The sequence below is a fragment of the Paenibacillus nuruki genome, assembly GCF_001721045.1.
Taxonomy (GTDB): Bacteria; Bacillota; Bacilli; order Paenibacillales; family Paenibacillaceae; genus Saccharibacillus; species Saccharibacillus nuruki.
The window spans coordinates 70,742-95,733 of record NZ_MDER01000035.1 but is presented as its reverse complement, the minus strand read 5'-3'; the positions used below and the strand labels follow the sequence as shown (position 1 = coordinate 95,733).

The 24,992-nt window shown below is 40.2% G+C and carries 27 protein-coding genes; all 27 read left to right on the top strand.

Features of this window, described 5'->3' with window-relative positions; all coding sequences use genetic code 11:
• Positions 1-2 precede the first annotated feature (2 nt).
• The 27 genes from PTI45_RS09750 to rseP all read left to right on the top strand — a co-directional run bounded on the left by PTI45_RS09750 (position 3) and on the right by rseP (position 24,930).
• Positions 3-533 carry a flagellar biosynthetic protein FliO gene (locus PTI45_RS09750; RefSeq protein ID WP_069327371.1) on the top strand — a complete coding sequence of 177 codons (531 nt, stop codon included), beginning with the start codon at positions 3-5 and terminating at the stop codon, positions 531-533.
• A complete protein-coding gene (gene fliP, locus PTI45_RS09745) occupies positions 530-1,297 on the top strand; it encodes a flagellar type III secretion system pore protein FliP (protein ID WP_069327370.1) in 768 nt (255 codons plus the stop codon). The genes PTI45_RS09750 and fliP overlap by 4 nt, the downstream gene beginning before the upstream one ends.
• A gap of 37 nt (positions 1,298-1,334) precedes the next feature.
• Complete coding sequence (gene fliQ / locus PTI45_RS09740) at positions 1,335-1,604, top strand: flagellar biosynthesis protein FliQ (protein ID WP_069327369.1); 270 nt, start codon at positions 1,335-1,337, stop codon at positions 1,602-1,604.
• A gap of 11 nt (positions 1,605-1,615) precedes the next feature.
• Complete coding sequence (fliR, locus tag PTI45_RS09735) at positions 1,616-2,407, top strand: flagellar biosynthetic protein FliR (RefSeq protein WP_069327368.1); 792 nt, start codon at positions 1,616-1,618, stop codon at positions 2,405-2,407.
• A 25-nt stretch (positions 2,408-2,432) separates the two neighbouring features.
• Positions 2,433-3,521, top strand: coding sequence for a flagellar biosynthesis protein FlhB (flhB, locus tag PTI45_RS09730; RefSeq protein WP_371748216.1), 1,089 nt, complete (start codon positions 2,433-2,435; stop codon positions 3,519-3,521).
• 27 nt (positions 3,522-3,548) lie between these two features.
• Positions 3,549-5,582 (top strand): flagellar biosynthesis protein FlhA, encoded by a 2,034-nt coding sequence (flhA, locus tag PTI45_RS09725; protein ID WP_069327366.1) that lies wholly within the window; start codon positions 3,549-3,551, stop codon positions 5,580-5,582.
• Positions 5,579-6,922, top strand: coding sequence for a flagellar biosynthesis GTPase FlhF (gene flhF, locus PTI45_RS09720; RefSeq protein WP_069327365.1), 1,344 nt, complete (start codon positions 5,579-5,581; stop codon positions 6,920-6,922). The genes flhA and flhF overlap by 4 nt, the downstream gene beginning before the upstream one ends.
• Complete coding sequence (locus tag PTI45_RS09715) at positions 6,919-7,803, top strand: MinD/ParA family protein (RefSeq protein ID WP_069327364.1); 885 nt, start codon at positions 6,919-6,921, stop codon at positions 7,801-7,803. Before flhF ends, PTI45_RS09715 begins: the two co-directional genes overlap by 4 nt.
• A 25-nt stretch (positions 7,804-7,828) precedes the next feature.
• Positions 7,829-9,346 (top strand): protein-glutamate methylesterase/protein-glutamine glutaminase, encoded by a 1,518-nt coding sequence (locus PTI45_RS09710; RefSeq protein ID WP_069327363.1) that lies wholly within the window; start codon positions 7,829-7,831, stop codon positions 9,344-9,346.
• A 44-nt stretch (positions 9,347-9,390) separates the two neighbouring features.
• On the top strand, positions 9,391-11,487 hold the full coding sequence (locus PTI45_RS09705; protein ID WP_069327362.1) for a chemotaxis protein CheA: 2,097 nt from the start codon (positions 9,391-9,393) through the stop codon (positions 11,485-11,487).
• Positions 11,488-11,515: 28 nt separating this feature from the next.
• On the top strand, positions 11,516-11,977 hold the full coding sequence (locus PTI45_RS09700) for a chemotaxis protein CheW (protein ID WP_069327361.1): 462 nt from the start codon (positions 11,516-11,518) through the stop codon (positions 11,975-11,977).
• Between the two features lie 4 nt (positions 11,978-11,981).
• Positions 11,982-12,608 (top strand): chemotaxis protein CheC, encoded by a 627-nt coding sequence (locus tag PTI45_RS09695; protein ID WP_069327360.1) that lies wholly within the window; start codon positions 11,982-11,984, stop codon positions 12,606-12,608.
• Positions 12,601-13,098, top strand: coding sequence for a chemotaxis protein CheD (locus PTI45_RS09690; RefSeq protein WP_069327359.1), 498 nt, complete (start codon positions 12,601-12,603; stop codon positions 13,096-13,098). The genes PTI45_RS09695 and PTI45_RS09690 overlap by 8 nt, the downstream gene beginning before the upstream one ends.
• Before the next feature lie 3 nt (positions 13,099-13,101).
• Positions 13,102-13,551 carry a hypothetical protein gene (locus PTI45_RS09685; protein ID WP_069327358.1) on the top strand — a complete coding sequence of 150 codons (450 nt, stop codon included), beginning with the start codon at positions 13,102-13,104 and terminating at the stop codon, positions 13,549-13,551.
• Positions 13,552-13,566: 15 nt separating this feature from the next.
• Positions 13,567-14,355, top strand: a complete 789-nt coding sequence (locus tag PTI45_RS09680) for a FliA/WhiG family RNA polymerase sigma factor (RefSeq protein WP_069327357.1) — start codon at positions 13,567-13,569, stop codon at positions 14,353-14,355.
• A gap of 34 nt (positions 14,356-14,389) precedes the next feature.
• Positions 14,390-15,796: a flagellar assembly protein A gene (locus PTI45_RS09675; protein ID WP_069327356.1), complete on the top strand. Its 1,407-nt coding sequence runs from the start codon at positions 14,390-14,392 to the stop codon at positions 15,794-15,796.
• Positions 15,797-15,821: 25 nt separating this feature from the next.
• Positions 15,822-16,133: a hypothetical protein gene (locus tag PTI45_RS09670; protein ID WP_069327355.1), complete on the top strand. Its 312-nt coding sequence runs from the start codon at positions 15,822-15,824 to the stop codon at positions 16,131-16,133.
• 28 nt (positions 16,134-16,161) lie between these two features.
• On the top strand, positions 16,162-16,761 hold the full coding sequence (locus tag PTI45_RS09665; protein WP_069327354.1) for a DUF6115 domain-containing protein: 600 nt from the start codon (positions 16,162-16,164) through the stop codon (positions 16,759-16,761).
• Positions 16,758-17,384 (top strand): hypothetical protein, encoded by a 627-nt coding sequence (locus PTI45_RS09660; protein WP_069327353.1) that lies wholly within the window; start codon positions 16,758-16,760, stop codon positions 17,382-17,384. Before PTI45_RS09665 ends, PTI45_RS09660 begins: the two co-directional genes overlap by 4 nt.
• A gap of 227 nt (positions 17,385-17,611) precedes the next feature.
• Positions 17,612-18,307: a 30S ribosomal protein S2 gene (gene rpsB / locus PTI45_RS09655; protein WP_069327352.1), complete on the top strand. Its 696-nt coding sequence runs from the start codon at positions 17,612-17,614 to the stop codon at positions 18,305-18,307.
• A 133-nt stretch (positions 18,308-18,440) separates the two neighbouring features.
• On the top strand, positions 18,441-19,091 hold the full coding sequence (tsf, locus tag PTI45_RS09650; RefSeq protein ID WP_069327351.1) for a translation elongation factor Ts: 651 nt from the start codon (positions 18,441-18,443) through the stop codon (positions 19,089-19,091).
• A gap of 203 nt (positions 19,092-19,294) precedes the next feature.
• On the top strand, positions 19,295-20,023 hold the full coding sequence (gene pyrH, locus PTI45_RS09645; protein ID WP_069327350.1) for a UMP kinase: 729 nt from the start codon (positions 19,295-19,297) through the stop codon (positions 20,021-20,023).
• On the top strand, positions 20,023-20,577 hold the full coding sequence (gene frr, locus PTI45_RS09640; protein ID WP_069327349.1) for a ribosome recycling factor: 555 nt from the start codon (positions 20,023-20,025) through the stop codon (positions 20,575-20,577). Before pyrH ends, frr begins: the two co-directional genes overlap by 1 nt.
• Before the next feature lie 66 nt (positions 20,578-20,643).
• Positions 20,644-21,411 carry an undecaprenyl pyrophosphate synthase gene (locus PTI45_RS09635; RefSeq protein ID WP_069327348.1) on the top strand — a complete coding sequence of 256 codons (768 nt, stop codon included), beginning with the start codon at positions 20,644-20,646 and terminating at the stop codon, positions 21,409-21,411.
• Between the two features lie 55 nt (positions 21,412-21,466).
• Complete coding sequence (locus PTI45_RS09630; RefSeq protein WP_069327347.1) at positions 21,467-22,267, top strand: phosphatidate cytidylyltransferase; 801 nt, start codon at positions 21,467-21,469, stop codon at positions 22,265-22,267.
• 48 nt (positions 22,268-22,315) lie between these two features.
• Positions 22,316-23,464: a 1-deoxy-D-xylulose-5-phosphate reductoisomerase gene (locus tag PTI45_RS09625; protein ID WP_069327346.1), complete on the top strand. Its 1,149-nt coding sequence runs from the start codon at positions 22,316-22,318 to the stop codon at positions 23,462-23,464.
• A gap of 194 nt (positions 23,465-23,658) precedes the next feature.
• On the top strand, positions 23,659-24,930 hold the full coding sequence (rseP, locus tag PTI45_RS09620; RefSeq protein WP_069327345.1) for an RIP metalloprotease RseP: 1,272 nt from the start codon (positions 23,659-23,661) through the stop codon (positions 24,928-24,930).
• Positions 24,931-24,992 lie beyond the last annotated feature (62 nt).

The following is a 24,992-nucleotide window of genomic DNA, read 5'->3' as shown; positions in this document are numbered from 1 at the left end:
CCATGTCAGGTGAAACAGCCACAATGGGAGGAACAGGCGATTATTTCCTAAGCATAGTCTGGGTTATAATCGTCTTGGCTGTAATTATAGCCCTTATCATTTTACTACTTAAATTTCTTGGTCGTAAAAGTCAAACCTGGTTATCACGTCGTGCGATACGCACGATCGGCGGGGTAGCGATGGGGCCAAATAAATCATTACAAGTTATAGAAATTGGTAGCAGCATATATTTGGTAGGTGTTGGAGATGATATCACATTAGTGGATAAAATTTCTGATCCTGAAGAAGCTATGCTGATTATCCGTTCATTTCAAACAGAAGCAGTGGAGCAGAAAAATATTCTTTCTCCACTAATCTCCAAAATCAGTGCAAGATTTCGTCCAAAATCGGATGTACAAGAAGAGGAACTAGGAGAAACTGAAGCTTTTCAAGAAGTATTTGAAAGCAAGCTTCGCCAAATTCCTAATCGTAAACAGAAGATGGAAGAGCTGATGAAGGAGGAAAACTCTACAGATCGGTCGAGGGATTCATGAAAAAAAAGCTGATTATAACGCTCGTACTGCTTTTTATCGTTAGTCTGACATCTGTAAGTTCAGCATTTGCCACTGCCGATCCGATACCTAATATTGATATTCAGATCGGCAATGATAGTGGCTCAGGAGATGCAGCACCAGCAACTAGCTCGTTATCTATCCTGTTGCTGCTTACCGTTATAAGTGTTGCGCCAGCATTCTTAGTCTTAATGACTAGCTTTACCCGTATTGTTATTGTGCTCAGCTTTGTCCGGACTTCGCTCGGGACTAACCAGATGCCTCCTAACCAGGTATTGGTGGGGCTGGCTTTATTTTTAACTATTTTTATAATGTCGCCGGTACTATCCACTATGAACCAAACAGCGCTTCAACCTTATTTGAAAGGTAGTATTACACAGACTGAGGCTTTGAAAGCTGCTGAAATACCGATTAAAGAATTTATGTTTAAACATACACGTGAAAAAGATTTACTTCTTTTCCTCAATTACACTGGTGCAGAAAAACCAAGCAATATCCAAGATATTCCGCTTACGGTTATGGTGCCTTCTTACGCAATCAGTGAATTGAAAACAGCTTTTCAAATGGGCTTTATGATTTTCATACCGTTCTTAGTTATTGATATTGTAGTCGCCAGTGTACTTATGGCGATGGGTATGATGATGCTACCGCCGATTATGATCTCATTACCGTTTAAAATTTTACTGTTCGTTCTTGTAGACGGATGGTATTTGGTCGTTAAGTCCCTCTTACTCAGCTTCAATTAGCGAAGTTAGAGATGTTCCTAATTAAGGGAGGTTAATCATGAGTTCGGAGTTTATCATCGGTATGGCGGGACAGGCAGTGTATACAGTACTCAAAGTCAGCGCACCGATGCTTGTACTTGGACTTGTAGTGGGTCTGTTAGTCAGTATTTTTCAGGCTACTACGCAAATTCAGGAGCAAACGCTTGCCTTTGTACCTAAGATTGTGGCTGTTATGCTTGCACTTCTGCTATTCGGTCCATGGATACTGAGTGTTCTAGTAGATTACACGTATAATATTCTCGACAATTTATACAAATATGTCGGTTAGGCTGATTGCTTATGGAGATGTTACAGCAAAGTTTTCCTGTTTTTTTGCTTGTTTTTTGTCGAATGATTGCTTTTTTTGTAGTTTCACCCGTTTTTTCATCAAAAGGAGTGCCCAACACATTTAAAGTAGGCATTGCCTTTTTTATATCCCTTTTAATTTTTTTGATCAAAAGTACAACAGTAACCGTATCAGAAAGTCCCGAAATTTATGTTCTACTGGTTATCAGAGAAGTCATGATTGGATTGATGCTTGGTTATGTTGCTTATTTAATGTTTGCTGTTATACAAATGGCTGGTGCGTTTATTGATATTCAAACGGGTTTTGGTATCGCTAGTGTACTTGATCCGTTAACAGGCGCATCTTCACCATTGTTTGGTAATTTGAAGTACATGATAGCAATGCTGCTGTTTTTGAGCATGAATGGTCATCATTATTTGATTCAGTCTGTACTTTATAGTTACGACTGGATTCCAATTGATTCTGAGATCATGAGTAAAATGATGGATGGCTCGATTAGTGAATTTCTTATTCGAACATTCAGTAATTCATTTTTAATTGCTTTTCAAATGGCCGCACCTATTGTAGTAGCTATGTTTCTAACAGATGTAGGACTTGGATTTCTAGCACGTAGTGCACCGCAATTTAACATTTTTGTTATCGGTGTGCCGGTGAAGATTATTCTTGGACTATTTATGTTAATGCTGTTAACTCCAAGCTTTGGCTATCTGTTCGAACATGTTTTTGCTCAACTATTTCAAGCGATGCAATCGTTATTAAAAGTAGTAGGTAACAGACCACAATAAACTTCGTATGGAAGGAGGTTGTGAATTGGCATTCAGATTACGGATCAATCTGCAATTATTTTCTGGAGAAAAAACAGAAGAAGCAACATCTCAGAAAAAGCAAGAAACGCGTAAAAAAGGTCAAGTAGCTAAAAGTATGGATATACCCGGTTCTGCGGTATTGCTAGGTGGAATATTTTCTTTGATGATGTTCAGCAGTTTTTTTATGAAACGAATTGAATGGCTATTCACAGATTCTTTTCTACATCGTTTAACGATGGATGTTACCGTAGCTAATATTATGCAGATGCTTGGTCAATATGCGATACAGATTATGATGTTGGTTTCACCTGTATTCGGGGTTGTTGTAGTACTTGCATTAGTCGCTAACTATGCGCAGGTTGGCTTTTTGCTAGTCGGAGAGCCTATACAACCTAAGTTCAGCAAGCTTGATCCAATTAAAGGATTTAAAAATATTGCTTCTATGCGTTCAGTCGTAGAATTTTTGAAATCAATACTCAAACTCTCGGTCATCGGGTATCTAGTTTATCAGACATTGTCTGGTGCTTCTCATGAATTATCTAAAACAGCTTATATGTCTGTTGAAGCCATTCTTCACTATACGGCTGGATTAACAATGAGCTTGGGCATAAAAGTAGGTGTTGCTTTACTTGTACTTGCTATCTTTGATTATATGTATCAGCGATATGAGCATAATAAAGGAATACGGATGTCCAAACAAGATATTAAAGATGAATATAAAAAGGTGGAAGGGGATCCGTTGATAAAAGGGAAAATTCGCGAAAGACAGCGCCGTATGGCGATGCAGCGAATGATGCAGGACGTTCCCAATGCTGACGTTATTATTACCAACCCTACTCACTTTGCAGTAGCTTTGAAATATGACAATGGTCAGATGGCTGCTCCACAAGTGGTGGCGAAAGGTCAAGATTACGTCGCCCTGCGAATAAGAGAACTTGCCAAGCAACATGGTGTTGTCGTGATGGAAAACAAACCGCTCGCAAGAGCATTGTTTGCTAGATCAGAAATAGGAGATTCTATTCCGGGTGATCTTTTTCAAGCGGTAGCAGAAGTTCTTGCTTATGTGTACAAGATGAAAGGTAAAAACAAGTAAACCAGGGGATCGGAGGGCTGGATAGCATTGAAAACTAAAGATTTGGTTGTGCTTGCGGGTGTCATAGGAATTATTATGATGATGATTCTTCCGATCCCGACATGGCTACTCGATGTATTGCTGATTGTAAATATTTCCCTGGCAATGATTATTCTTTTGATTGCAATGAATACAAAAGAAGCACTGGAATTTTCTATCTTCCCGGCTATGTTGCTCATAACCACATTATTCCGGCTAGCTTTGAATATATCTACAACAAAATTGATTTTGGGACAAGGGGATGCAGGTTCAGTTGTTGCTACATTTGGTAGCTGGATTGCAGGTGGACAAATCGCTATTGGATTTGTTGTTTTCCTTATTCTCGTCGTTGTACAATTTATCGTTATCACTAAAGGTTCTGAACGGGTAGCAGAGGTTGGAGCACGTTTTACGCTCGATGCTATGCCTGGTAAGCAAATGAGTATTGATGCGGATCTAAATGCAGGTCTAATCAATGAACATCAAGCTAGAGAACGTCGTAGCAAAATCGAACGTGAAGCCGATTTCTACGGAGCGATGGATGGTGCAAGTAAATTTGTAAAAGGGGATGCTATTGCGAGTATTATCATCCTCTTAATTAATCTAATTGGTGGATTTATTATTGGGATGACTGTTCACGGAATGCCATTCGCTGAAGCACTTTCAACGTATTCTGTTTTAACTATTGGTGATGGTCTAGTCAGTCAGATTCCAGCATTGCTGATTTCAACAGCTGCGGGTCTAATTGTTACAAGAGCTTCTTCTGAAGGTAACTTGGCAGACGATATTACAGCACAACTATTCTCCTATCCAAAATTGTTATATATCGTAGCAGGCGTAATTACACTGTTAGGTATTTTTACACCGATTCACTTTTTAACTACATTCCCTCTAGCGATTCTGTTAGTATTCGCTGCTCGGAAGATGCAGTCTAATCTTGACTTAAAAGTAGTCGAAGCCGAACAGCAACAAGAAGAACAACAGATCGAAGAAGTACGTAGTCCTGAAAGTGTTATCAACTTACTACAGATCGATCCGATTGAATTCGAATTTGGATATGGCCTGATTCCTCTGGCTGATACACAGCAAGGTGGCGATTTACTGGATCGTATTATTATGATTCGTCGTCAATGCGCACTCGAACTAGGTCTTGTGGTACCTGTTATCCGTATTAGGGATAATATTCAGTTAAAACCAAATGAATATGTCATCAAAATTAAAGGGAATGTGGTAGGTGGTGGTGAATTACTACTAAATCACTATCTCGCTATGAGTCCTGGGTTTGATGATGATTCAATTACAGGAATAGAGACTTTAGAACCAGCCTTTGGTTTACCAGCTTTGTGGATTGATGAATTAACAAAAGAACGTGCTGAATTATCTGGATACACTGTGGTTGATCCACCTTCAGTTGTGGCTACACATTTAACTGAACTGATCAAAAAACATTGTCATGAACTACTAGGTCGTCAAGAAACAAGAGCATTGATTGACAACTTGCGCGAGAATTATCCTGTGCTTGTAGATGACTTGATTCCTTCGGTGTTAGCAGTAGGAGATATCCAAAAAGTATTTGTGAAATTACTAAGAGAAAAAATTTCTATACGGGATATGGTTACAATATTCGAGACACTTGCCGATTATGGAACATATACCAAAGATCCAGATGTATTAACTGAATATGTACGTCAAGCTCTATCCCGACAAATTACGCAGCAATTTACAAGCCAGGGTGAAACACTACGTGTGATTACAGTAGGACCTAATCTGGAGAAAAAGATTGCCGAAAGTGTACAGCAATCTGAACAAGGAAGTTATCTGGCTCTTGATCCGGTATCGACCCAATCGATGTATCAGAAGATGAATGAGCAAGTGAATCGTCTTTTACAAATGGGACAACAACCGATCGTGTTGACTTCGCCAGCTATACGCATGTATCTGCGTCAAGTGATTGAACGCACGATGCAGGATATTCCAGTTCTTTCTTACAGTGAACTTGAACCTAACGTTGAAATTCAAAGTGTCGGGGTGGTGAACTTATGAGGGTAAAACGATATATCGTTGATACAATGCCCGATGCGATGTTAAAAATTCGAACTGATCTTGGTAGCGATGCAGTTATTTTAAGTACCAAAGAACTTAAAACAGGCGGCTTTCTAGGGATGTTTCAGAAAAAGAAGATTGAAGTGATTGCAGCCGTAGAGAAAGAACAAGCTGCTGAACCAGTAAAAGCACAGCCGGAGATTAATATTCCGGCTGCGGTGCCTAAACGTGTAGTACCAGACGCCTACCGTAAATCAAGTGAAGCTTTTGCTGAATCGATGCGACAAGCATTAGCAGGAGAACCAACCGATTCAGCTGAAGGTAACTCGGTAGCTTCAACACCATTCTCGGCTCCACTGGAACCAAGCATTTCAGACCAAGCCCAATCTTCTTTACGTCATGTTCCATTCGTTGCTGAACAGCCAGTGTATAAGGCTCCAGAATCTAATGGTGCAAGTCAATCGGATCAACAAGACAAATTGTTTGAAGAATTACGTGAAATGAAAAAAATGATGGCTGACTTAAGTCGTGAAAAAGAAATGGCGACGTTACCAACATCATTGGTTGAAATCGCAGACCGTCTTAAAAAGCAAGGATTAGATCAAGAATTGCTTGATTCATGGTTAAGTGAAGCCATGGGACAATTTCCAGCTCCAGAATTAATTACCAATGTCGATGCCAAAGCAGCTATGAAGTTTCAGATCGAACAGTTTACGCAATCACGCATCGGTGGTGGGATTGATCCGGCTACCAAAATTGTATATGTCGCAGGTCCTACGGGTGTAGGGAAGACTACTACAATCGCTAAGCTGGCTGCTGAACAGTTATTTAAGTATAAACGTAAAGTAGGTCTTATTACTTCGGATACGTACCGTATATCGGCAGTAGAGCAGCTTAGAACGTATGCCTCTATTTTGGGAGTACCTTTAGAAGTGGTTCAATCTCCAGGAGATTTGCAGCGCTCACTACAACGTTTAGATGAATGTGATCTGATTTTGATGGATACAGCGGGTCGTAATTACCGTAATGAATTACTGGTATCTGAATTACAAAGCTTATTAGCTCCATTGGAAAATAGTGAAACGTATCTGGTTTTATCTTTTACTTCCAAAACAGAAGACATGAGAACGATCACAGAACATTTTAGTAAGTATCCATTGGACAAAGTCATTTTTACCAAAGCAGACGAGACAGGAAGTTATGGTGCTCTGTTCAATCTTCTTCAGGAATATCCATTGCGACTCTCTTATATGACCAATGGACAGAATGTACCTGACGATCTATTGATGCCAAGTCCAGACTTTCTTGCCAATCTATTGCTTGGAGACATATTGCCATGATGGATCAAGCCCAATCACTAAGAAATTTGATGTCGTCCAAAACGGTGCAGGCTCCTAAATCAGAACCACGTAGTGCGAAGTTTATCACGATCACTAGCGGTAAAGGTGGAGTAGGCAAATCCAATTTCACTCTTAATTTTGCACTTGCTCTTCAACGGCTCGGGCGAAAAGTGTTGGTATTTGATGCAGATATTGGAATGGCGAATATCGATGTACTGATGGGTGTACGATCTAAGTTTAACTTGTCTCATCTACTTAGTGGAGAGAAACAGATCAATGAGATTATTGAAAAGGGAGCAGGATCATTACCTTATATCGCTGGTGGATCCGGGCTAACCTCATTGTTCTCTTTATCCGATAAAGATTTAATCTACTTTACAGACCAGATTCAAAAAGTAGCAACAGATATGGATTATATTTTGTTTGACACTGGAGCAGGTTTGTCGAAAGAAACACTACAATTTATCATGTCAGCTGACGAATGTATTGTAGTAACGACACCAGAACCAACTTCGATTACAGATGCGTATGCATTGATCAAAGTGGTTCACGGAATGGAAGAAGATGTTTCTTTCAAATTAGTCGTGAATCGAGCTGAAAGTGAAAAAGAAGCAGTACAGACTTCAGATAAAATTAGATTGGTTACCAGTCGCTTTCTGAACTTAGAAATTCCTCTCTTGGGATTTGTAAGCGATGATTCTCATGTAAGTCAATCCGTAAAAAAACAAGTTCCTTTTTCAATCTACTCTCCTGGATGTATTGCATCCAAAGACATTCAAAATTTGGCTCAACGTTATATGGTTGCACCAAACGCAAGTCCAGAAGGAACCTTAACAGGAATCAAAGGATTTATGCAAAAATGGCTTAAACGTACTAAATGATTCTGTAGGGAACAGAGGTGCTGATATGACAACTTATAAAATATTAGTTGTTGACGATTCTCCTTTTATGAGAAAAATCATTTCGGATTTAATTGAGACAGATCCTCTGTTTCACGTGATAGATACTGCAAATAACGGGCGTGAAGCTGCTAAAAAAGTAGTCGAACTTAAACCCGATGTTGTTACAATGGATGTAGAAATGCCAGAAATGAATGGGCTAGAAGCACTAAAAATTATAATGTCTCAGCGTCCTCTGCCGATAATTATGTTATCAGGCATTAATGAGCAGGGTATGCGTGAAACAATTATGGCTTTGGAAAATGGTGCTTTTGACTTTATTCGTAAGCCTTCGGTCAGTAATTCGCAGGATATTGAAGAGGTTGGGCAACAGCTACGAAGACAACTTCATACCGCTGTTCATGCACTGGAAAGAAACCGCAAAAGAGCTGAACAAAAAAACATGGCGGCTGACGTTGCTCCGTCGCCATATCTGCAAGACAGTCAAGAGCTGCAAGAAGAAGGCAAACAACCTTCAACAGAACCTCAGGCAGCCCCTTCTGAGAAAAAAACATCTAAACGTGACATTGATAAACGTCTGGAACAAGGTCGTCCAGAACGGTTTCAGGTCAAACCAGCATCGCCAACACCGAATACAACTGCACGTCCTTCACGTCCAGAAGTAACAACAGACAAGCAAGCACAAGACAAACGTCCTGTAGCACCTAAGCCTGCGGACCCGCGTCATGTGTCTAAGCCTTCCTTTGTTACTGGAACACCGGTTAAAAAGCAACCGGAGATACCGACTAAGCCTGTTCGTGAAGAAGAACCGAAACGCACCAAACCAGTGGTTACTCTACCGGCGGCTTCTTCTTTCAAAAAAGAAATCGAAAAACCAGTAGCACCTGTTTCACCATCAATGTCTACTCCGGCTGTAAATCGCCCAGCAGGCGTTGAACGCAATACAGCTCCTTGGCGTCAGTTGGTAGCAGTTGGATGCTCTACCGGCGGTCCTAGAGCGCTTAAAAGCTTATTAGAAAATATCCCGGCTAACTTTCCTGCTCCGATTGTGATTGTTCAGCATATGCCGCCGAATTTTACACGATCTCTGGCACAGCGTTTGAACAGTTTAAGTCGTATTACTGTCGTTGAAGCAGAACAGGGAATGGTTCTTCAAGCAGGTACAGCTTATATTGCTCCTGGCGGTTATCATATGACTGTCGCTCGCAATCAAGGAAGTTACCGGATACAGCTTACACAAGAACCACCACGTAATGGACATCGCCCTTCAGTGGATACGCTTTTTGCCTCTATCCAACCTTTTACCGAGCTACAGCGTCATGCTGTATTAATGACAGGTATGGGAAGCGATGGCGCAAGAGAAATGAAAAATTTATATGATAGCGGTATAAACTCTACAATCGCAGAAAACGAAGATACCTGTGTAGTGTACGGAATGCCGCGGTCGGCCGTAGAGCTTGGATGTGTGAATCACCTCCTGCCATTGCCGGAAATTGCGCCTAAACTTATACAAATCGTTAAATAGTTTACAACAAGCTATATGCTATCTTATGGAGGAGGTGTCTCACGGTGGACATGAATCAATATCTAAACATGTTTATTGATGAGTCGAACGATCATCTACAATCGTTGAACGAAAAAATGCTGGAATTGGAAAGCAGCCCGGCTGACCTTGGGATCGTCCAAGTTATTTTCCGCTCAGCACATACACTTAAAGGTATGGCAGCAACAATGGGTTTTGAAGATTTAGCAGCACTAACGCACCAAATGGAAAATGTACTTGATTTGGTACGTAATGAAAAATTAGCAATGCAAGAATTTATTTTTGATACATTGTTTAAAAGTTTGGACGCTTTGGAATCAATGGTTCAAGATATTACACAAGGCGGAGAAGGTAAAGCAGATGTAACCGCAATCGTAGAATCTTTACAAGCGATTGTACGTGGAGACATGGCACCAGCTGCATCTAAAGCAGTATCTGCTACACCAACATCATCAACACCAGCTGAAATTGTTCAAGAGAGCAAAGGAATCCAATTGGATGAGTTCCAACAATCTGTTATTGAACAATCGATGTCTGAAGGTCATCAAGCGCTTTACCTTGAAGTCTTTATTCGTGAAGATTGTCAACTAAAAGCGGTTCGTGCCTATATGGTGTTTGATATGTTAGAGCGTTTCGGCGAAGTTATCAAATCTGAACCTTCTACACAAGATATCGAACAGGATAAATTTGATCGTAGCTTCTCTCTCTATTACATCACGCAAAAAGATGAAGCAGAACTCAAAACGATGATCCTTGGCGTATCTGAGATTGAAAATGTAACGATGACACGCTTGGATGCAGAATCGTTGCGAGAAATGTCTGCTACAGCAGCTAAATCATCTCCAATTTCTTCTGAAATCTTGCCTGTAGAAACAGCATCTGTTGCTTCAGCTCCAGTCGTTGAAGAATCTAAAGTCGCAGCAGCGCCACCAGCTGCACCGAAAGCGGCTGCCAAAGCAGCGGTTGCTGCTCCATCTCGTACAATCCGTGTAGATATCGATCGCTTGGATGTTCTTATGAACTTGTTCAGCGAATTGCTTATTGACCGTGTACGTCTAGAACAGCTTGCAAGTGAAGTGAAAGTACCTGCACTAACAGATGCTGTAGAGCATATGGGTCGTGTAAGTAGTGATTTGCAAAATATCGTACTCAAATTGAGAATGGTTCCGGTAGATACTGTATTTAACCGTTTCCCTCGTATGGTACGTGATTTGGCTAAATCATTAGACAAAAAATTAGACTTAATTATCACAGGTGCTGAAACAGAGCTAGACCGCACAGTTATTGATGAAATCGGTGATCCACTGGTTCATTTACTGCGTAACTCAGTTGACCACGGTGTTGAGCCTATTGCAGATCGTATTGCAGCAGGTAAAGATGAGACAGGCGTTGTCAAACTAAGCGCATTTCATAGTGGTAATCATGTATTTATTGAGATTGAGGATGATGGACGTGGAATCTACCGCGACAAAATTCTTCAAAGTGCAATCAAAAAAGGCGTCGTAACTCAAGAGCAATCTGTTACGATGAAAGATGAAGAAGTATATCAACTTCTTTTCGCACCAGGATTCAGTACAGCTGAAGTGATCTCTGATATTTCTGGACGTGGTGTTGGTCTAGACGTGGTTAAATCCAAAATTTCATCACTTGGCGGACATGTAACTGTGTACTCCACACCAGGTAAAGGAACCAAGTTCTCTGTACAACTTCCATTGACATTGTCTATTATTTCAGCGATGTTGATTCGTGTAGGTTCAGAGAAATATGCGATTCCATTAACTTCAATTGTGGAAACAGGTATTATCAAATCCAAACAGGTACGTGATTTGCATGGTAGTCAATTAATTCCTTATCGTGAAACGCATATTCCGTTACTTTCATTGAGTCGTGTATTCGAAGTTCCAGACTTTGATGAGCGTGAAGAAGAAGAAACAGAAATTGTCGTAATCCGTAAAGGTGACAAACTAGCAGCACTAGCTGTTGAGAACTTTATTGGTCAAAACGAAATCGTACTGAAAAGCTTGGGCAAATATCTTCCAGATATTCAAGGGGTTTCAGGAGCAACGATTCTTGGGGATGGCCAAGTGGCTTTGATTATTGATCCGAACGCATTTATCAAGTGATGTAGTTTATAACAAGGAGGATTTACCCATGGCAGAAGATATAAAAGTTATCGTTTTTAAGCTTGCAAAAGAAGAATACGGTATTGAAGTAGATAAAGTACAAACGATTGAACGTATGTTACCAATTACACGTGTACCGAAAACATTTGATTTTGTAAAAGGTGTTATCAATTTACGTGGTGTTGTTATTCCGGTTATTGACCTTCGTGGACGTTTTAACCTTCCGGAAAATGAATATAACGATCAAACACGTATTATCATTGTAGACGTAGATACAACTCAAGTTGGATTTATCGTTGATTCTGCTAATGATGTAGTGGATCTAGATCGTGGTCGTATTGAGAAACCGCCTGAAGTTGTAGGTGGAGTGAAAGCTAGATATCTTGATGGAGTTGCTAAGCTGGACGAAGAACGGCTGCTGATTATGCTTAACCTTGCTGAAGTCTTGAACCGAAGCGAAGTCAGTCAACTAGAAAATATCGAGGACTAAACTTATGAACCTTTTTGATGATCTTGAAGGGTTCAAAATGGATGTTCTAAAAGAAGTGGGAAACATAGGGGCAGGCAATGCAGCCACTGCCCTTTCCCAACTTTTAGATAAACCGATTGATATGGCAGTGCCTAAAGTGCAGATTTTACCTTTTGAAAAGATTGCGGATAAAGTTGGAGGACCTGAACAAATCGTACTTGCTGTTTTCTTTCGTGTAGAAGGTGAAGCACCAGGGAATTTGTTCTTTATTCTAACTCCTGAAGCGGGTAAAGGATTACTTCATCGTTTAGCAGGAATTGAAGCAAGTGAAGAAGAGTTTTTCAACGAAATGGAACAATCTGCATTATCTGAGATTGGAAATATTTTGGCAGGCTCGTATCTATCTTCATTAGCTGATTTCACACAACTTTCAATGACACCGACTGTTCCTGGCTTAGCAATGGATATGGCGGGTGCTATTTTAAATTATGGTCTGATCCAATTCGGTGAAATGGGCGACGATGCACTGTTGATCGATACGACTTTCTTAGAAGGAAAAGAAGAAGTGGAAGGGCAGTTTTTCTTGATTCCGGACCCTGAATCTTTTGATAAAATTTTTAAATCATTAGGAGTTCCATTGACTGATGATTGAAGAGCAAAACATTGTTAAAGTGGGTATGGCGGATTTAAACGTCGTGAAAACATCCGGAATTATTCGAACGACGGGACTTGGTTCTTGTGTGGGCCTAACGCTATATGACAAAAACATTCAACTTGCAGGGATGGCTCATGTGATGCTTCCTTCATCGGATATTGCTAGAGACGGACAATTGAATATAGCCAAATATGCAGATACAGCACTTCCAGAACTTGTTCGCAAAATGACAGCGTTGGGTGCTTCGCGCTCACGAATCGTTGCTAAAATGGCTGGCGGTGCTCAAATGTTTAACTTTTCTAGTGGTGGTGATCACATGCGAATTGGTCCTCGCAATGTGGAAGCGTGTAAATTGTTTTTAGAAGAATACAAAATTCCATTGTTAGCTGAGGATACTGGCGCTAATTACGGACGAACGATAGAAATGGATTGTATTTCTGGGATTTTGTTCATAAGAAGCGTACAAATGGGTAAGAAGGAATTATAGCCTATGGTAGGGAATATTAAAATTAATCTCTGGTTAGGCTTAATCGGTTTTTTGATTACCTTTTTTGCTTCTATCGAAAACAATTTATGGACCACTAGCTTATTTAGAGGCGTTTTAGGATTTGCATTATGGTTTTTCCTGGCATTCGTGCTGCGCTTTGTTCTTGGGATTCTAGCCAATCCTGCAGGTGCAGCCACGAATAAGCCTTCTACTCCAACTTCTTCGGAAAATGGACAACCTGATTCTTCCGTAGATGATCCAAGCAGAGGGGGCCAATTTGATGTAGTAACGCCTGATCAAGATCAGGAGTTAAGCGATTTGCTAACACCGAAACCAACAGACACAGTGGACAAGGGTGGCTTTGCACCTCTTAATCCGCCAAAACTGGTTTCAAATAAGCAACAAGATCCGGAGGAAATGGCGAAGGCTGTTCGTCACCTGACACAAAAGTAAGGAGGGTGAAAGCAATTGAGCGAGCAAAAGGCAGCACATCTAAATCACTCAGAATTGTGGGTACAATGGAAGGAGTATGGAAACGTAGAAGCCAAAAAGAAGCTGATTGAAAACTACTATGGCACCGTTGAATATGTTTCCAGCCGCCTTGCAATTGGATTACCCAAAAATGTTTCTAAAGATGATCTGATGAGTAATGGGGTCATGGGTTTAATTGATGCTATTGAAAAGTTTGATTATAAACGTGGACTTCAATTTGAAACGTATGCTTCTTGGAGAGTACGTGGTGCCATATTGGATGGTCTTCGTCAAGGAGATTGGGTTCCAAGATCGGTACGTGAGAAAGCACGCAAAATTGAAGACGCTTATCAGCAACTAGAGCAAAAATACTTGCGTTCCGTATCCGATGCAGAGATCAGTAACTATTTGGATATTACGGAAAAAGATTTTCAAAATATGCTTCAAGATGTAGCTGTAATGACGATTACTTCTTTGGAAGATCCTATTCGTGAAGAAGAATCAGAAACAAGAATGTCTTTGATTGTAGATGAGAAAGCCAAAAATCCAGATCGCGCTGTAAACGATTTTGTACTTAAAGAATCGCTTATGAAAGGGATCGAAAAGCTTACCGAGAAAGAGAGAACGGTTGTATCACTGCTCTATTATGAAGACCTATCACTCAGTGAGATTGCTGAAGTCATGTCATTATCACCATCACGAATCTCTCAACTTCATTCCAAAGCTATTCTACGTTTGCGTGGAGCACTGGATAAGCAAAAAGGTCTATTAATGCAAGACATGTGAGACGCCGCTACTTGTATGAAAGGGTGAATTAGGCGTGACCTCTCAATTAGCAATAGACCCATATTTAAAAGTTATCTTTTCTGAAGACAAATCTATCGCTTATCTTGAATTTACAAAGTTTGATGAAGAATTTGAATGCACAGCCGAACAACTGGAGGGATTTTTGCGTACGCAAGGTTTGAGTCATGGGATCGATTCAATGATTTTACAACAAATTTCTAGTCAGCCTGAAGCTTATACTTTGGACAAAGCAATCGTTGCTCAAGGGCAAAAGCCGGTGAATGGAATAGATGGAAGAATTGAATATACCGTATCATTTGATGATGTAGGTAGAAGACCACTTGAAACTCAAGATGGTAAAGTAGATTACAAAGAATTAGTCCAACTTAACAATGTTCGTAAAGGGCAAATGATCGGTAAGAAAATCGATCCATTACCTGGAGAAGATGGAATATCGGTTACAGGTGAACCTATTCCTTACAAACCGGGCAAAGAAGCTCGATTCAAAGTTGGTAAAAATATTGTATTAAATCCAGAACATACCGTTATTTATGCTGCTTTAGATGGTATGATATCATTGACCGAAAAAAGTAAAATTAACGTATTTCCTGTCTATGAAGTTAACGGAGATATTGATTATCATACAGGCAATATCGACTTTGTAGGTACGGTCGTTATACGTGGTAATGTGTTATCTAATTTTCGTGTCAAAGCATCGGGTGATATTCGTATCGTTGGTGGTGTAGAAGGTGCAGAACTCGAAGCAGGGGGTTCAATCGAAATCACAGGCGGAGTTATCGGTTATCATAAAGGGTTAGTCAAAGCTGCGGTAAATGTGAAAAGCTCATTTATTCAAGATGGAAATGTAGAAGCAGGCGAAGCGGTTATCGTATCTCAAAGTATTATGCATTCCAATGTACGTGCAGGTAAAACGATTGTATGTAATGGACCTAAAGGATTAATAGTAGGTGGGCAATTACAAGCAGGTGAAACAGTTGTTGCGCGAACAATCGGAAATAGCAGCTTTACGGTGACTGATATTGAAGTGGGTGTTCTTCCTGAATTACGCAATCAACTGGGTGTACTACGCAAAGAATTAAAAACCCATGTAGAGAATTTGGAAAAAACAGAAAAAGCACTTCATTTATTAGATCAACTTGCTTCTGCTGGACAACTTGGTTCAGATAAATTGGCTTTGCGTATTAAATTATCAGCGACTAAAAAAAGCCAACTGCGTGAACATGATGAAATCAAAGAAAGTATTTGGGAAATCGAAAGAACACTGGAAGAATCGGCGAAAGCTAAAGTTGAAGTCATTCATACTATCTTCGGTGGTTCTAAAGTGGTTATCGGTAGATATACCAAATATATTAAGGATACTTCAGAACGAGTTAGCTTCACATATGATGATGGTGATATTGTGATGGTTTCTAACCATTAATTAACCATAAGGTGGGGTGTTTGAGATGAGCTTACGAAATATTGAATTGCAAATTGCTATTCCTAGAACCAGTGAAGTGGGTAAAATTCAACAAGCACACTTGTTACGTCCGGCGATTGATCAGACTTTACTGGCTGAGCAAATCAATGAGCATACAGAACGTATGCGTAACCGTAGCGGAGAAGTGAACGAGTCGTCCTCTAACTTTATCCATGATGGAGAACCCGGAGAACATCACCATACGGCTAGTGAGCATCATTCTGACGAACACCCTCATCCAGAAGTGAAGCCAGCGGAACATCCTTACAAAGGTAAAAATATCGATTTGTCTTTCTAAAATTTAAACCACACAAAAGGTGAGTTGAATGAATTTGCCAGGATGGATATATATTGTTCTGATCGGAGCAGTCGCGATTGTATATGGATTTTTGTTACCCAAAGCTCGTAATGTAGCAGCAACCGCTCAGTCTATGGCTACAGTAGATAAAGTCGAGGATACATTAGAACATTACATGGCTGAGATCGAGAAGGAAAATGAAGAAATTATTGATCTAGTCTCTAAAATCAAGCAAGAGTCTACTGCCAAGCAGTTAGCTCTTCAAGAACAATTAACAGAGATGAGACAACGCTTGATCCAGCTGGAGCAAAAGCCTGATCCTGTTATCATGCCATCTGCTGTTCCACCTGTAGCTACCATGCAGAATCCTGCATATACGCAAACACAGGGTACAGGAACACAGGGAGACGCGTTGCGGGAATCAGCTGCACGAATGGCGCAACAGTACAGTGAACCGGTTGTAGAAGAGCAACCAGACACGACAGAACGTATTCAGGATCGTTATCAAGAACTGTTTGCCCTTTATGAAAATGGGAAATCTATTGATACTATTGCCAAAACTGTAGGTTTACAGCGAGGCGAAGTGCAATTGATTTTGCAGTTGGCTAAACAGGAGGATCATAAGTGATTAAAAATCGTTCTTTAATAATGGGCATAGGTATAGGAATTATTATCGGTGCTGTTTTGCTTCAGCTTTTTAATATTGGTAATGGTCAGACCATGTTAGATGGTACCCAGTTAACCGCTGAACAGATCAGAGAAGCAGCACAGACTCAAAATATGCAGGTGTATGATTCGACAGAAAAAGTGTATAGCAGTGATGAATGGAAACAGTTGCAGCAAGAAGAGAAGCAAAAAGAAGAAGCCGCTAAAGCTCAAAAGGCAGAAGCGAGCAAGACAACAACCAAAGAGCCGACTAGCGAGCAACCAACAACTCCAGAAAATCCAGCCACACCAGAGTCGACAGAAACCAAAAGTACAACGCAGTCTACAACGCCAAAAACAAGCACTCCAAGTTCTCCAACGCAACCGAATACACCGACTACGTTTAAAATTACAAGTGGAGAAATGCTAAATGATATCGCTTATAATTTAAAAACAAAAGGTGTTATTGATAGCCAAAAAGAATTTGTGAATCGGGTCTCTGAACTTAAAGCCAATACGAAATTACAAATCGGCACATTCAATTTGAGTGCAGGTGAAGATTTGGATTCAATTATTGATAAGATCACGCATGAGCCGTCTCAATAATGTGATTGCTGCATTATAAGGCGGCTTCACGTCTGAATATGATGACTACTACATATCAATCAATTTGGGTGTTGCACAATATGTATTTGATATGATATATTAACTAATGGTGTTAAAACACACGCATTCTGATTTCAGGTAAAGGTGCTTTTCAGACGAAAAGTTTTACCGAAAGTTGACGTTTGCGGAGGCACACAAAAAACCAAAATAATAGGAGGTACATGGATATGGCAGTTATTTCCATGAAACAGCTTTTAGAAGCTGGCGTACACTTCGGTCACCAAACACGTCGTTGGAACCCGAAAATGGATCGTTACATTTTTACAGAAAGAAACGGAATTTACATCATTGATTTGCAAAAAACAGTGAAAAAAGTTGATGAAGCTTACAACTTTGTAAAATCCATCGCTGCTGACGGCGGTACAGTATTGTTCGTTGGTACGAAAAAACAAGCTCAAGATTCTGTTAAAGAAGAAGCTGAGCGTTCTGGTCAATTCTACATCAACCAACGTTGGTTGGGTGGAACTCTAACTAACTTTGAAACGATCAAAAAACGTATCAATCGTTTGAAAGAGTTGGAAAAATGGGAAGAAGACGGTACTTTTGAAGTTCTTCCTAAAAAAGAAGTAATCTTGCTTCGCAAAGAAAAAGATCGTCTTGAGAAATTCTTGGGCGGTATCAAAAACATGAAAGGTTTACCTAGCGCATTGTTCATCATCGATCCTCGTAAAGAGCGTATCGCTGTTGCAGAAGCACGCAAATTGGGTATTCCAATCGTAGGTATCGTTGATACTAACTGTGATCCAGACGAGATCGATTATGTTATTCCTGGTAATGATGACGCGATTCGCGCTGTTAAATTGTTGACTGGAAAAATGGCTGATGCTGTGGTTGAAGCTAACCAAGGCGAGCAAACTGCATAATTGTTTCTATTTATATGTCTTTAAATGAATGACAAAATAAAAAGGGTGGTTGGCAGGTGGATAACCTCTCACTGCCCTTTTTTTAAGATGATGTATAAAAAACTAAATTTCTAATTATATGGAGGTTACAAAAATGGCAGTTAATGCTAGCGCAGTAAAAGAGCTTCGTGAAAAAACAGGCGCAGGAATGTTAGATTGTAAAAAAGCGCTTGAAGAAACAAACGGTGATATCTCTAAAGCAGTAGACGTACTTCGTGAAAAAGGTCTTTCTGCAGCAGCTGGTAAAGCTGGACGCGCTGCAACAGAAGGCGTAGTTGAATCTTACATCCACGCTGGCGGTCGTATCGGCGTATTGGTAGAAATCAACTGTGAAACTGACTTTGTTGGTAAAACAGACCAATTTAAAGAGTTTGCACGCGATATCGCTATGCAAATCGCAGCAGCTAGCCCATTGTATGTTCGTCGTGAAGAAGTTCCAACAGAAGCACTTGAGAAAGAAAAAGAAATTTTGAAAGCTCAAGCGTTGAACGAAGGCAAACCAGAAAAAATCGTTGAAAAAATGGTTGAAGGCCGCATCGGTAAATACTATGAAGAGTATTGCTTGATGGAGCAAACTTTCGTTAAAAACCCTGATAAAACAATCGATCAATTGTTGAACGAAAAAATCAGCACAATTGGTGAAAATATTTCTATCCGTCGCTTCGTTCGTTATGAACTAGGTGAAGGTCTTGAGAAAAAACAAGACAACTTTGTTGAAGAAGTTATGGCACAAGTAAATCAATAATCGCTACTAGCGAACTAAAGATTTACAATAACCGGAACACGATTTAAGAATAGAACAGAAGGAAGGGACACAGACTGTGTTCCTTCTTTTGTAAAATCTTATCATTCCGAGAACCTCATGGCAGAGCCGGAACAGGCAGTATCAGCGCCCTATCCGGCTTTATCACCATTAGGACTAATTTTCACAAAGTGGAGGGTATACAATTGAATAAACCTGTATTTAAAAGAGTTGTCTTGAAAGTCAGCGGTGAATCATTATCGGGTCAAAACGGATACGGTATTGATGCCGATACAATCGTCTCAATTGCCAATCAGATCAAAGAAGTTGTCGCATTGGGTGTAGAAGTTGCGATTGTATGTGGAGGAGGCAACATCTGGCGTGGAATCGCGGGCAGCGCAAACGGTATTGACCGTGCAACAGCCGATTATATGGGTATGCTTGCCACTGTAATGAATTCTTTAGCTTTGCAAGATGCATTAGAGCAGATTGAAGTGCCTACTCGTGTGCAGACTTCTATTGCAATGCAACAAATCGCAGAACCTTATATCCGCAGAAGAGCTATTCGTCACTTAGAAAAAGGTCGAGTTGTTATTTTCGCAGCAGGTACGGGTAATCCTTTCTTCTCTACAGATACAACAGCTGCTTTACGTGCTGCTGAAATCGAAGCAGAAGTTATTTTGATGGCTAAAAATAAAGTGGATGGCGTATACTCAGCAGATCCATTTAAAGACGAAAATGCTCAAAAATTCGAACAACTTACATACCTGGATATCTTGAATCAAAATCTAGGTGTAATGGATTCTACAGCTTCATCGTTGTGTATGGATAACAATATTCCACTCATCGTGTTTGCGATTACCGAAGAAGGAAACATCAAACGGGTCGTGCTCGGCGAGAAGATCGGGACGATCGTTAAAGGGAGTGTAGATTAATGCCACAATCAATCAAAACAAGTGCAGAAGAGCGCATGGAGAAAGCTATTCAAGCTTTAAGCCGCGATCTGTCCACGCTTCGTGCTGGACGTGCTTCATCTTCTATTTTAGATCGTGTACAAGTTGAATATTACGGTGCTTTGACACCTCTTAATCAGTTGGCAAATATCAGTACACCGGATTCACGTACATTGATTATTCAGCCTTGGGATAAATCTTCTTTAGCTGAGATTGAACGCGCAATTATGAAATCAGACTTGGGTCTTACACCGGCTAACGATGGTAACATTGTTCGTCTAAGTATTCCAGCTCTAACAGAAGAGCGTCGTTCTGAATTGGTTAAATTAACTAAAAAGTTTGGCGAAGAATCCAAAGTAGCGATTCGTAATATTCGTCGCGATGCTAATGAAGATATTAAAAAGCTTGAAAAAACAGACATTTCTGAGGATGAATCACGTCGTCATCAAGAAGATGTGCAGAAACTTACAGACAAATTTATTGCAGAAGTTGATAATGTACTAGCTTCAAAAGAAAAAGAGATTATGGAAGTGTAAGAGACTTACGACCCCTCCGAATAGGTGGGGTTTGTCTCTTTTCACTACTCGCATGGAGGAAAAGTGATGCTCAAGCGTGTTCGCTCGTGGTGGAAAAAGGAAGAGATACAGGTTTCCTCCGAGCTTTCGCAAGATAATATTCCAAAGCATATCGCTATCATTATGGATGGCAATGGACGATGGGCGAAAAGTTTGGGATTACCGCGTGTAATGGGTCATCAGAATGGTATGAAGGCTGTAAAGCGTGCCACAATTGCTGCGGATGACTTGGGAGTTCAATATTTAACCATGTATGCCTTCTCTACTGAAAATTGGAAAAGACCCAAAGAGGAAGTCGATTTTTTGATGAAACTTCCTGGTGAATTTATAGCATCTGAATTGGATGAATTGATTGCAAAAAATGTACAGATTCGTTTGATGGGACATAAAGATGTATTACCCCCTCATACGATTGAGCCTTTAGAAAAAGCGATTCGCGATACTGCTAATAATACAGGGCTGGTTCTTACTTTTGCTCTGAATTATGGAAGTCGTGATGAAATTACTGAAGGTGTGAAAGAAGTCGCTCAAGCTGTACAAAAAGGTACAATGCGTATCGAAGATATCACTTCTGAAAGTTTTGAACGTGTTTTACAATCTTCAGGGATGCCTGATCCTGATTTACTTATACGAACAAGCGGAGAACTTCGCCTGAGTAATTTTATGTTGTGGCAACTTGCCTATACAGAATTATGGTTCACTCCTATTTTTTGGCCAGAGTTTGGCAAGCAGCATATGATCGAAGCGGTATTAGAATACCAGCGTAGAACTCGCAGATATGGTGGTTTGAAATGAATGGTGATCTCTGCATAGGCAGGGAATATCCATTTGTTCGGATGGAGGATGGATTGTGAAAGAGCGGATAATCACTGGCATTGTAGCCGGAATACTCTACTTAGGGCTTTGCCTGCTCGGTGGCTATGCTTATCATGGGCTGCTCGTGGTGATGGCTCTTATTGGATATTATGAATTTGTAATCATGACAAAGTCGGCTCCGTTCGGAGCACCGGCAGTGATTGGTTATATTAGTGTGCTATATATGCTTTTACCATGGACATTAATGAATCTTGAACCGCCGTTGTCTGTTGATCACAGTATGTGGATTGTGATGCTGTTATTATTGTCCATTACTGTTATTTCCAAAAATAAAGTGGATATTAAACAAATGGCATTATTGTTCATCGGAGCCGTTTATATAGGTACAGGGTTTGCATATATTGCAGATACACGTCAGACACCAGACGGACATGGATTATTTTGGACGTTTATGTTGCTAGCTTCGATTTGGGCTAGTGATATTGGAGCTTATTTTACAGGCAAAATGCTAGGCAAAAATAAGCTATGGCCTTCGATCAGTCCCAATAAAACGGTTGAAGGTGCGATTGGTGGAGTCGTATTTGCTATTATTGTAGCTATCATTTTCTCACTGATATCACCAGAACTTCTTCCAATGACCAATGCGATATTAATAGGTATAGCAGCGGCAGTCGTAGGACAAATGGGTGATTTGATTCAATCGGCATACAAGCGCATCTATGGAATCAAAGATTCTGGAAAATTGTTACCAGGCCATGGTGGTATTTTAGATCGCTGTGATAGCTGGTTAATGGTATTTCCACTGGTTCATATTGCGTTGCTTTTACCTTTCTAAATGATACGGATTTAAATGATAACCTATTGTAATCTAACGGGGTGCACAATGAAAAAATTAGCGATTCTTGGCTCTACAGGTTCAATCGGTACTCAAACATTAGATGTTGTTCGTGCGCATCCTGAAGCTTTTGAAGTTGAAGGACTAGCAGCAGGTAATAATATAGAATTGTTGATTCAGCAAGTATTGGAGTTTAAGCCATCTAAAGTTTCTGTAGGTTCTAAACAATCAGCAGAGCAGATCAAGCAACAACTACCTTCTCATATCGAAGTATTCTATGGGGAGCAAGGATTGATTGAAATTGCAGCAGGAACAGATGCAGATACCGTTGTTACAGCAGTTATGGGTAGTATGGGGCTTCCATCTACACTTGCAGCGATTGATGCAGGCAAAACGATAGGATTAGCGAATAAAGAAACATTGGTAACAGCAGGTCATCTAGTTACAGCTCGTGCTAGACAAAAAGGCGTTCAATTGTTGCCGATTGATAGCGAACATTCAGCATTATTTCAATGTCTAAATGGAGAACCCCGTGAACGTGTACATCAATTAACGTTGACTGCTTCGGGAGGTTCATTTCGTGATCGTACACGAGAGCAATTGAAGCATGTGACTGTGGCTGATGCACTGAAGCATCCTAACTGGTCTATGGGTTCAAAAATTACGATTGATTCTGCAACGATGGCGAATAAAGGACTTGAAGTGATTGAAGCACACTGGCTATTTGATATGCCTTATGATCAGATTTCAGTACTGTTGCATCCTGAAAGTATTATTCATTCATTTGTAGAATTTGTAGATACCAGTATTATTGCACAATTGGGTAATCCAGATATGCGTGTACCGATTCAATATGCATTAACGTATCCTGATCGTCAGCAAGCTCCTTCTTCGCGTCTGTCTTTAGCTCAGATCGGACAGCTTAATTTCCGTGAAATGGATTACAATCGTTTTCCTTGTCTAAGCATGGCTTTTGAAGCAGGACGTTTGGGCGGAACAGCACCGACAGTATTTAATGCAGCGAATGAAATTGCAGTAGCTCGATTTTTAAATGGAGAAATTCCATTCTTATTGATCGAAGATATTATTGCGGATGCTCTACAACAGCATGAAGTGATTGCCAATCCAGAGCTAGAAGTCATCTATGCTACCGACGCACAGACTAGAGCAAGAGCCAGTGCATTTTCAGTATTGTAAAAGGAATGGTATGTTGTATAGATAATGTGATAGTGGTTTTGTATCATGACGATTATGCCTATAACCGGGATTATCAACAGAAATGGAATTTATTTCTTGATGTTCGCCATGCTCTGCTTGTATCAGACCGTACAAAAGTGATAATCTAAAAGTGCAGACCTTCGGTCGCAAGCGAAAAAGGAGGATTTGGCGATTTGGAGACACTTCAAGTAGTAGTTATGACGGTACTCATGTTTTTTATTATTGTTACAGTGCATGAGTGGGGGCATTATTATTTTGCCAAGCGTGCAGGAGTATTAGTACGCGAATTTGCTATTGGCTTCGGCCCAAAACTGTTTTCATATAAAAAAGATGAGACTGTATTTACATTGCGTTTACTGCCGTTTGGTGGTTATGCCCGTATGGCTGGTGAAGATCCTGAACTGGTTGAGATTCAGCCCGGACAGACGATCGCTATTCGTACAGCCAATGAAGTCGTTAAAACGATTTTTGTAGATCAATTAGATAATCGTAAAAATGTTATTCGTGGCGAAGTACAATCAATTGATATTATTGATGATCTCAAAATTGTATTGGATGTTGATGGTGATATTCAAACATTTAATGTAGATCCCAAAGCAATGATGTCGATCAAAGGGCAAGATATTCAGATTGCACCACGTAATCGTCAGTTTAACAGTGCAACTGTAGGTCAACGGGCATTGTCTATTTTTGCAGGCCCTGCAATGAATTTTATTCTTGCTTTTATTCTTTGTCTGATCTTGGTGCGTATGACAGGTGTACCTGTTGAAAATCCAACAGGGGTTATTTTGGGTCAGGTCACTTCGGATTCTCCAGCTCAATCTAGTGGGTTGCTAAAAGGCGATCTAGTGGAGAAAGTCAACGGAACCGAAATTGCAGGAGATTCTGTCAAAATGATTAGTTTGATTGAATCTTCGGCTGGTAAACCTATGGAGTGGACGATTGAACGTGGTGGTCAAGAACAGACGGTTACTATTACTCCTAAAGCAAACGAAAAAAATGTAGGTAAAGTAGGGGTCGCTGTAGAACCTCAAACTCGTTCAGCTTCTTTTGGTGAAACATTTAGCTATGCAGGCGAACGCTTTATCGATATGAGTACAACGATTTTAACAAGTTTAAAAATGTTAATTTTTGGACAGTTCCATTTAGATGATCTAGCAGGACCTGTAGGTACGATTCAAGTTACGACTGAAGTGGCAAGACAGGGACTTGATAGTATGATTCTTTGGACAGCACTAATTAGTACCAACTTGGGAATATTCAATCTATTGCCTATTCCAGCATTAGATGGAAGTCGTTTGATTTTCTTGTTGGTGGAATGGATACGTCGTAAGCCACTTGAACCAAGCAAAGAAGGTCTGGTTCATTTAATCGGATTCGGTATGTTATTCTTGCTGATGATCGCTGTAACCTATAATGATATTGTACGTTTAATTAAAGGTTAATATCTGTGCTGTAGCGTATAGACAGACATGATATACTCAAAGAAAGACCACGGAAGCAGAAG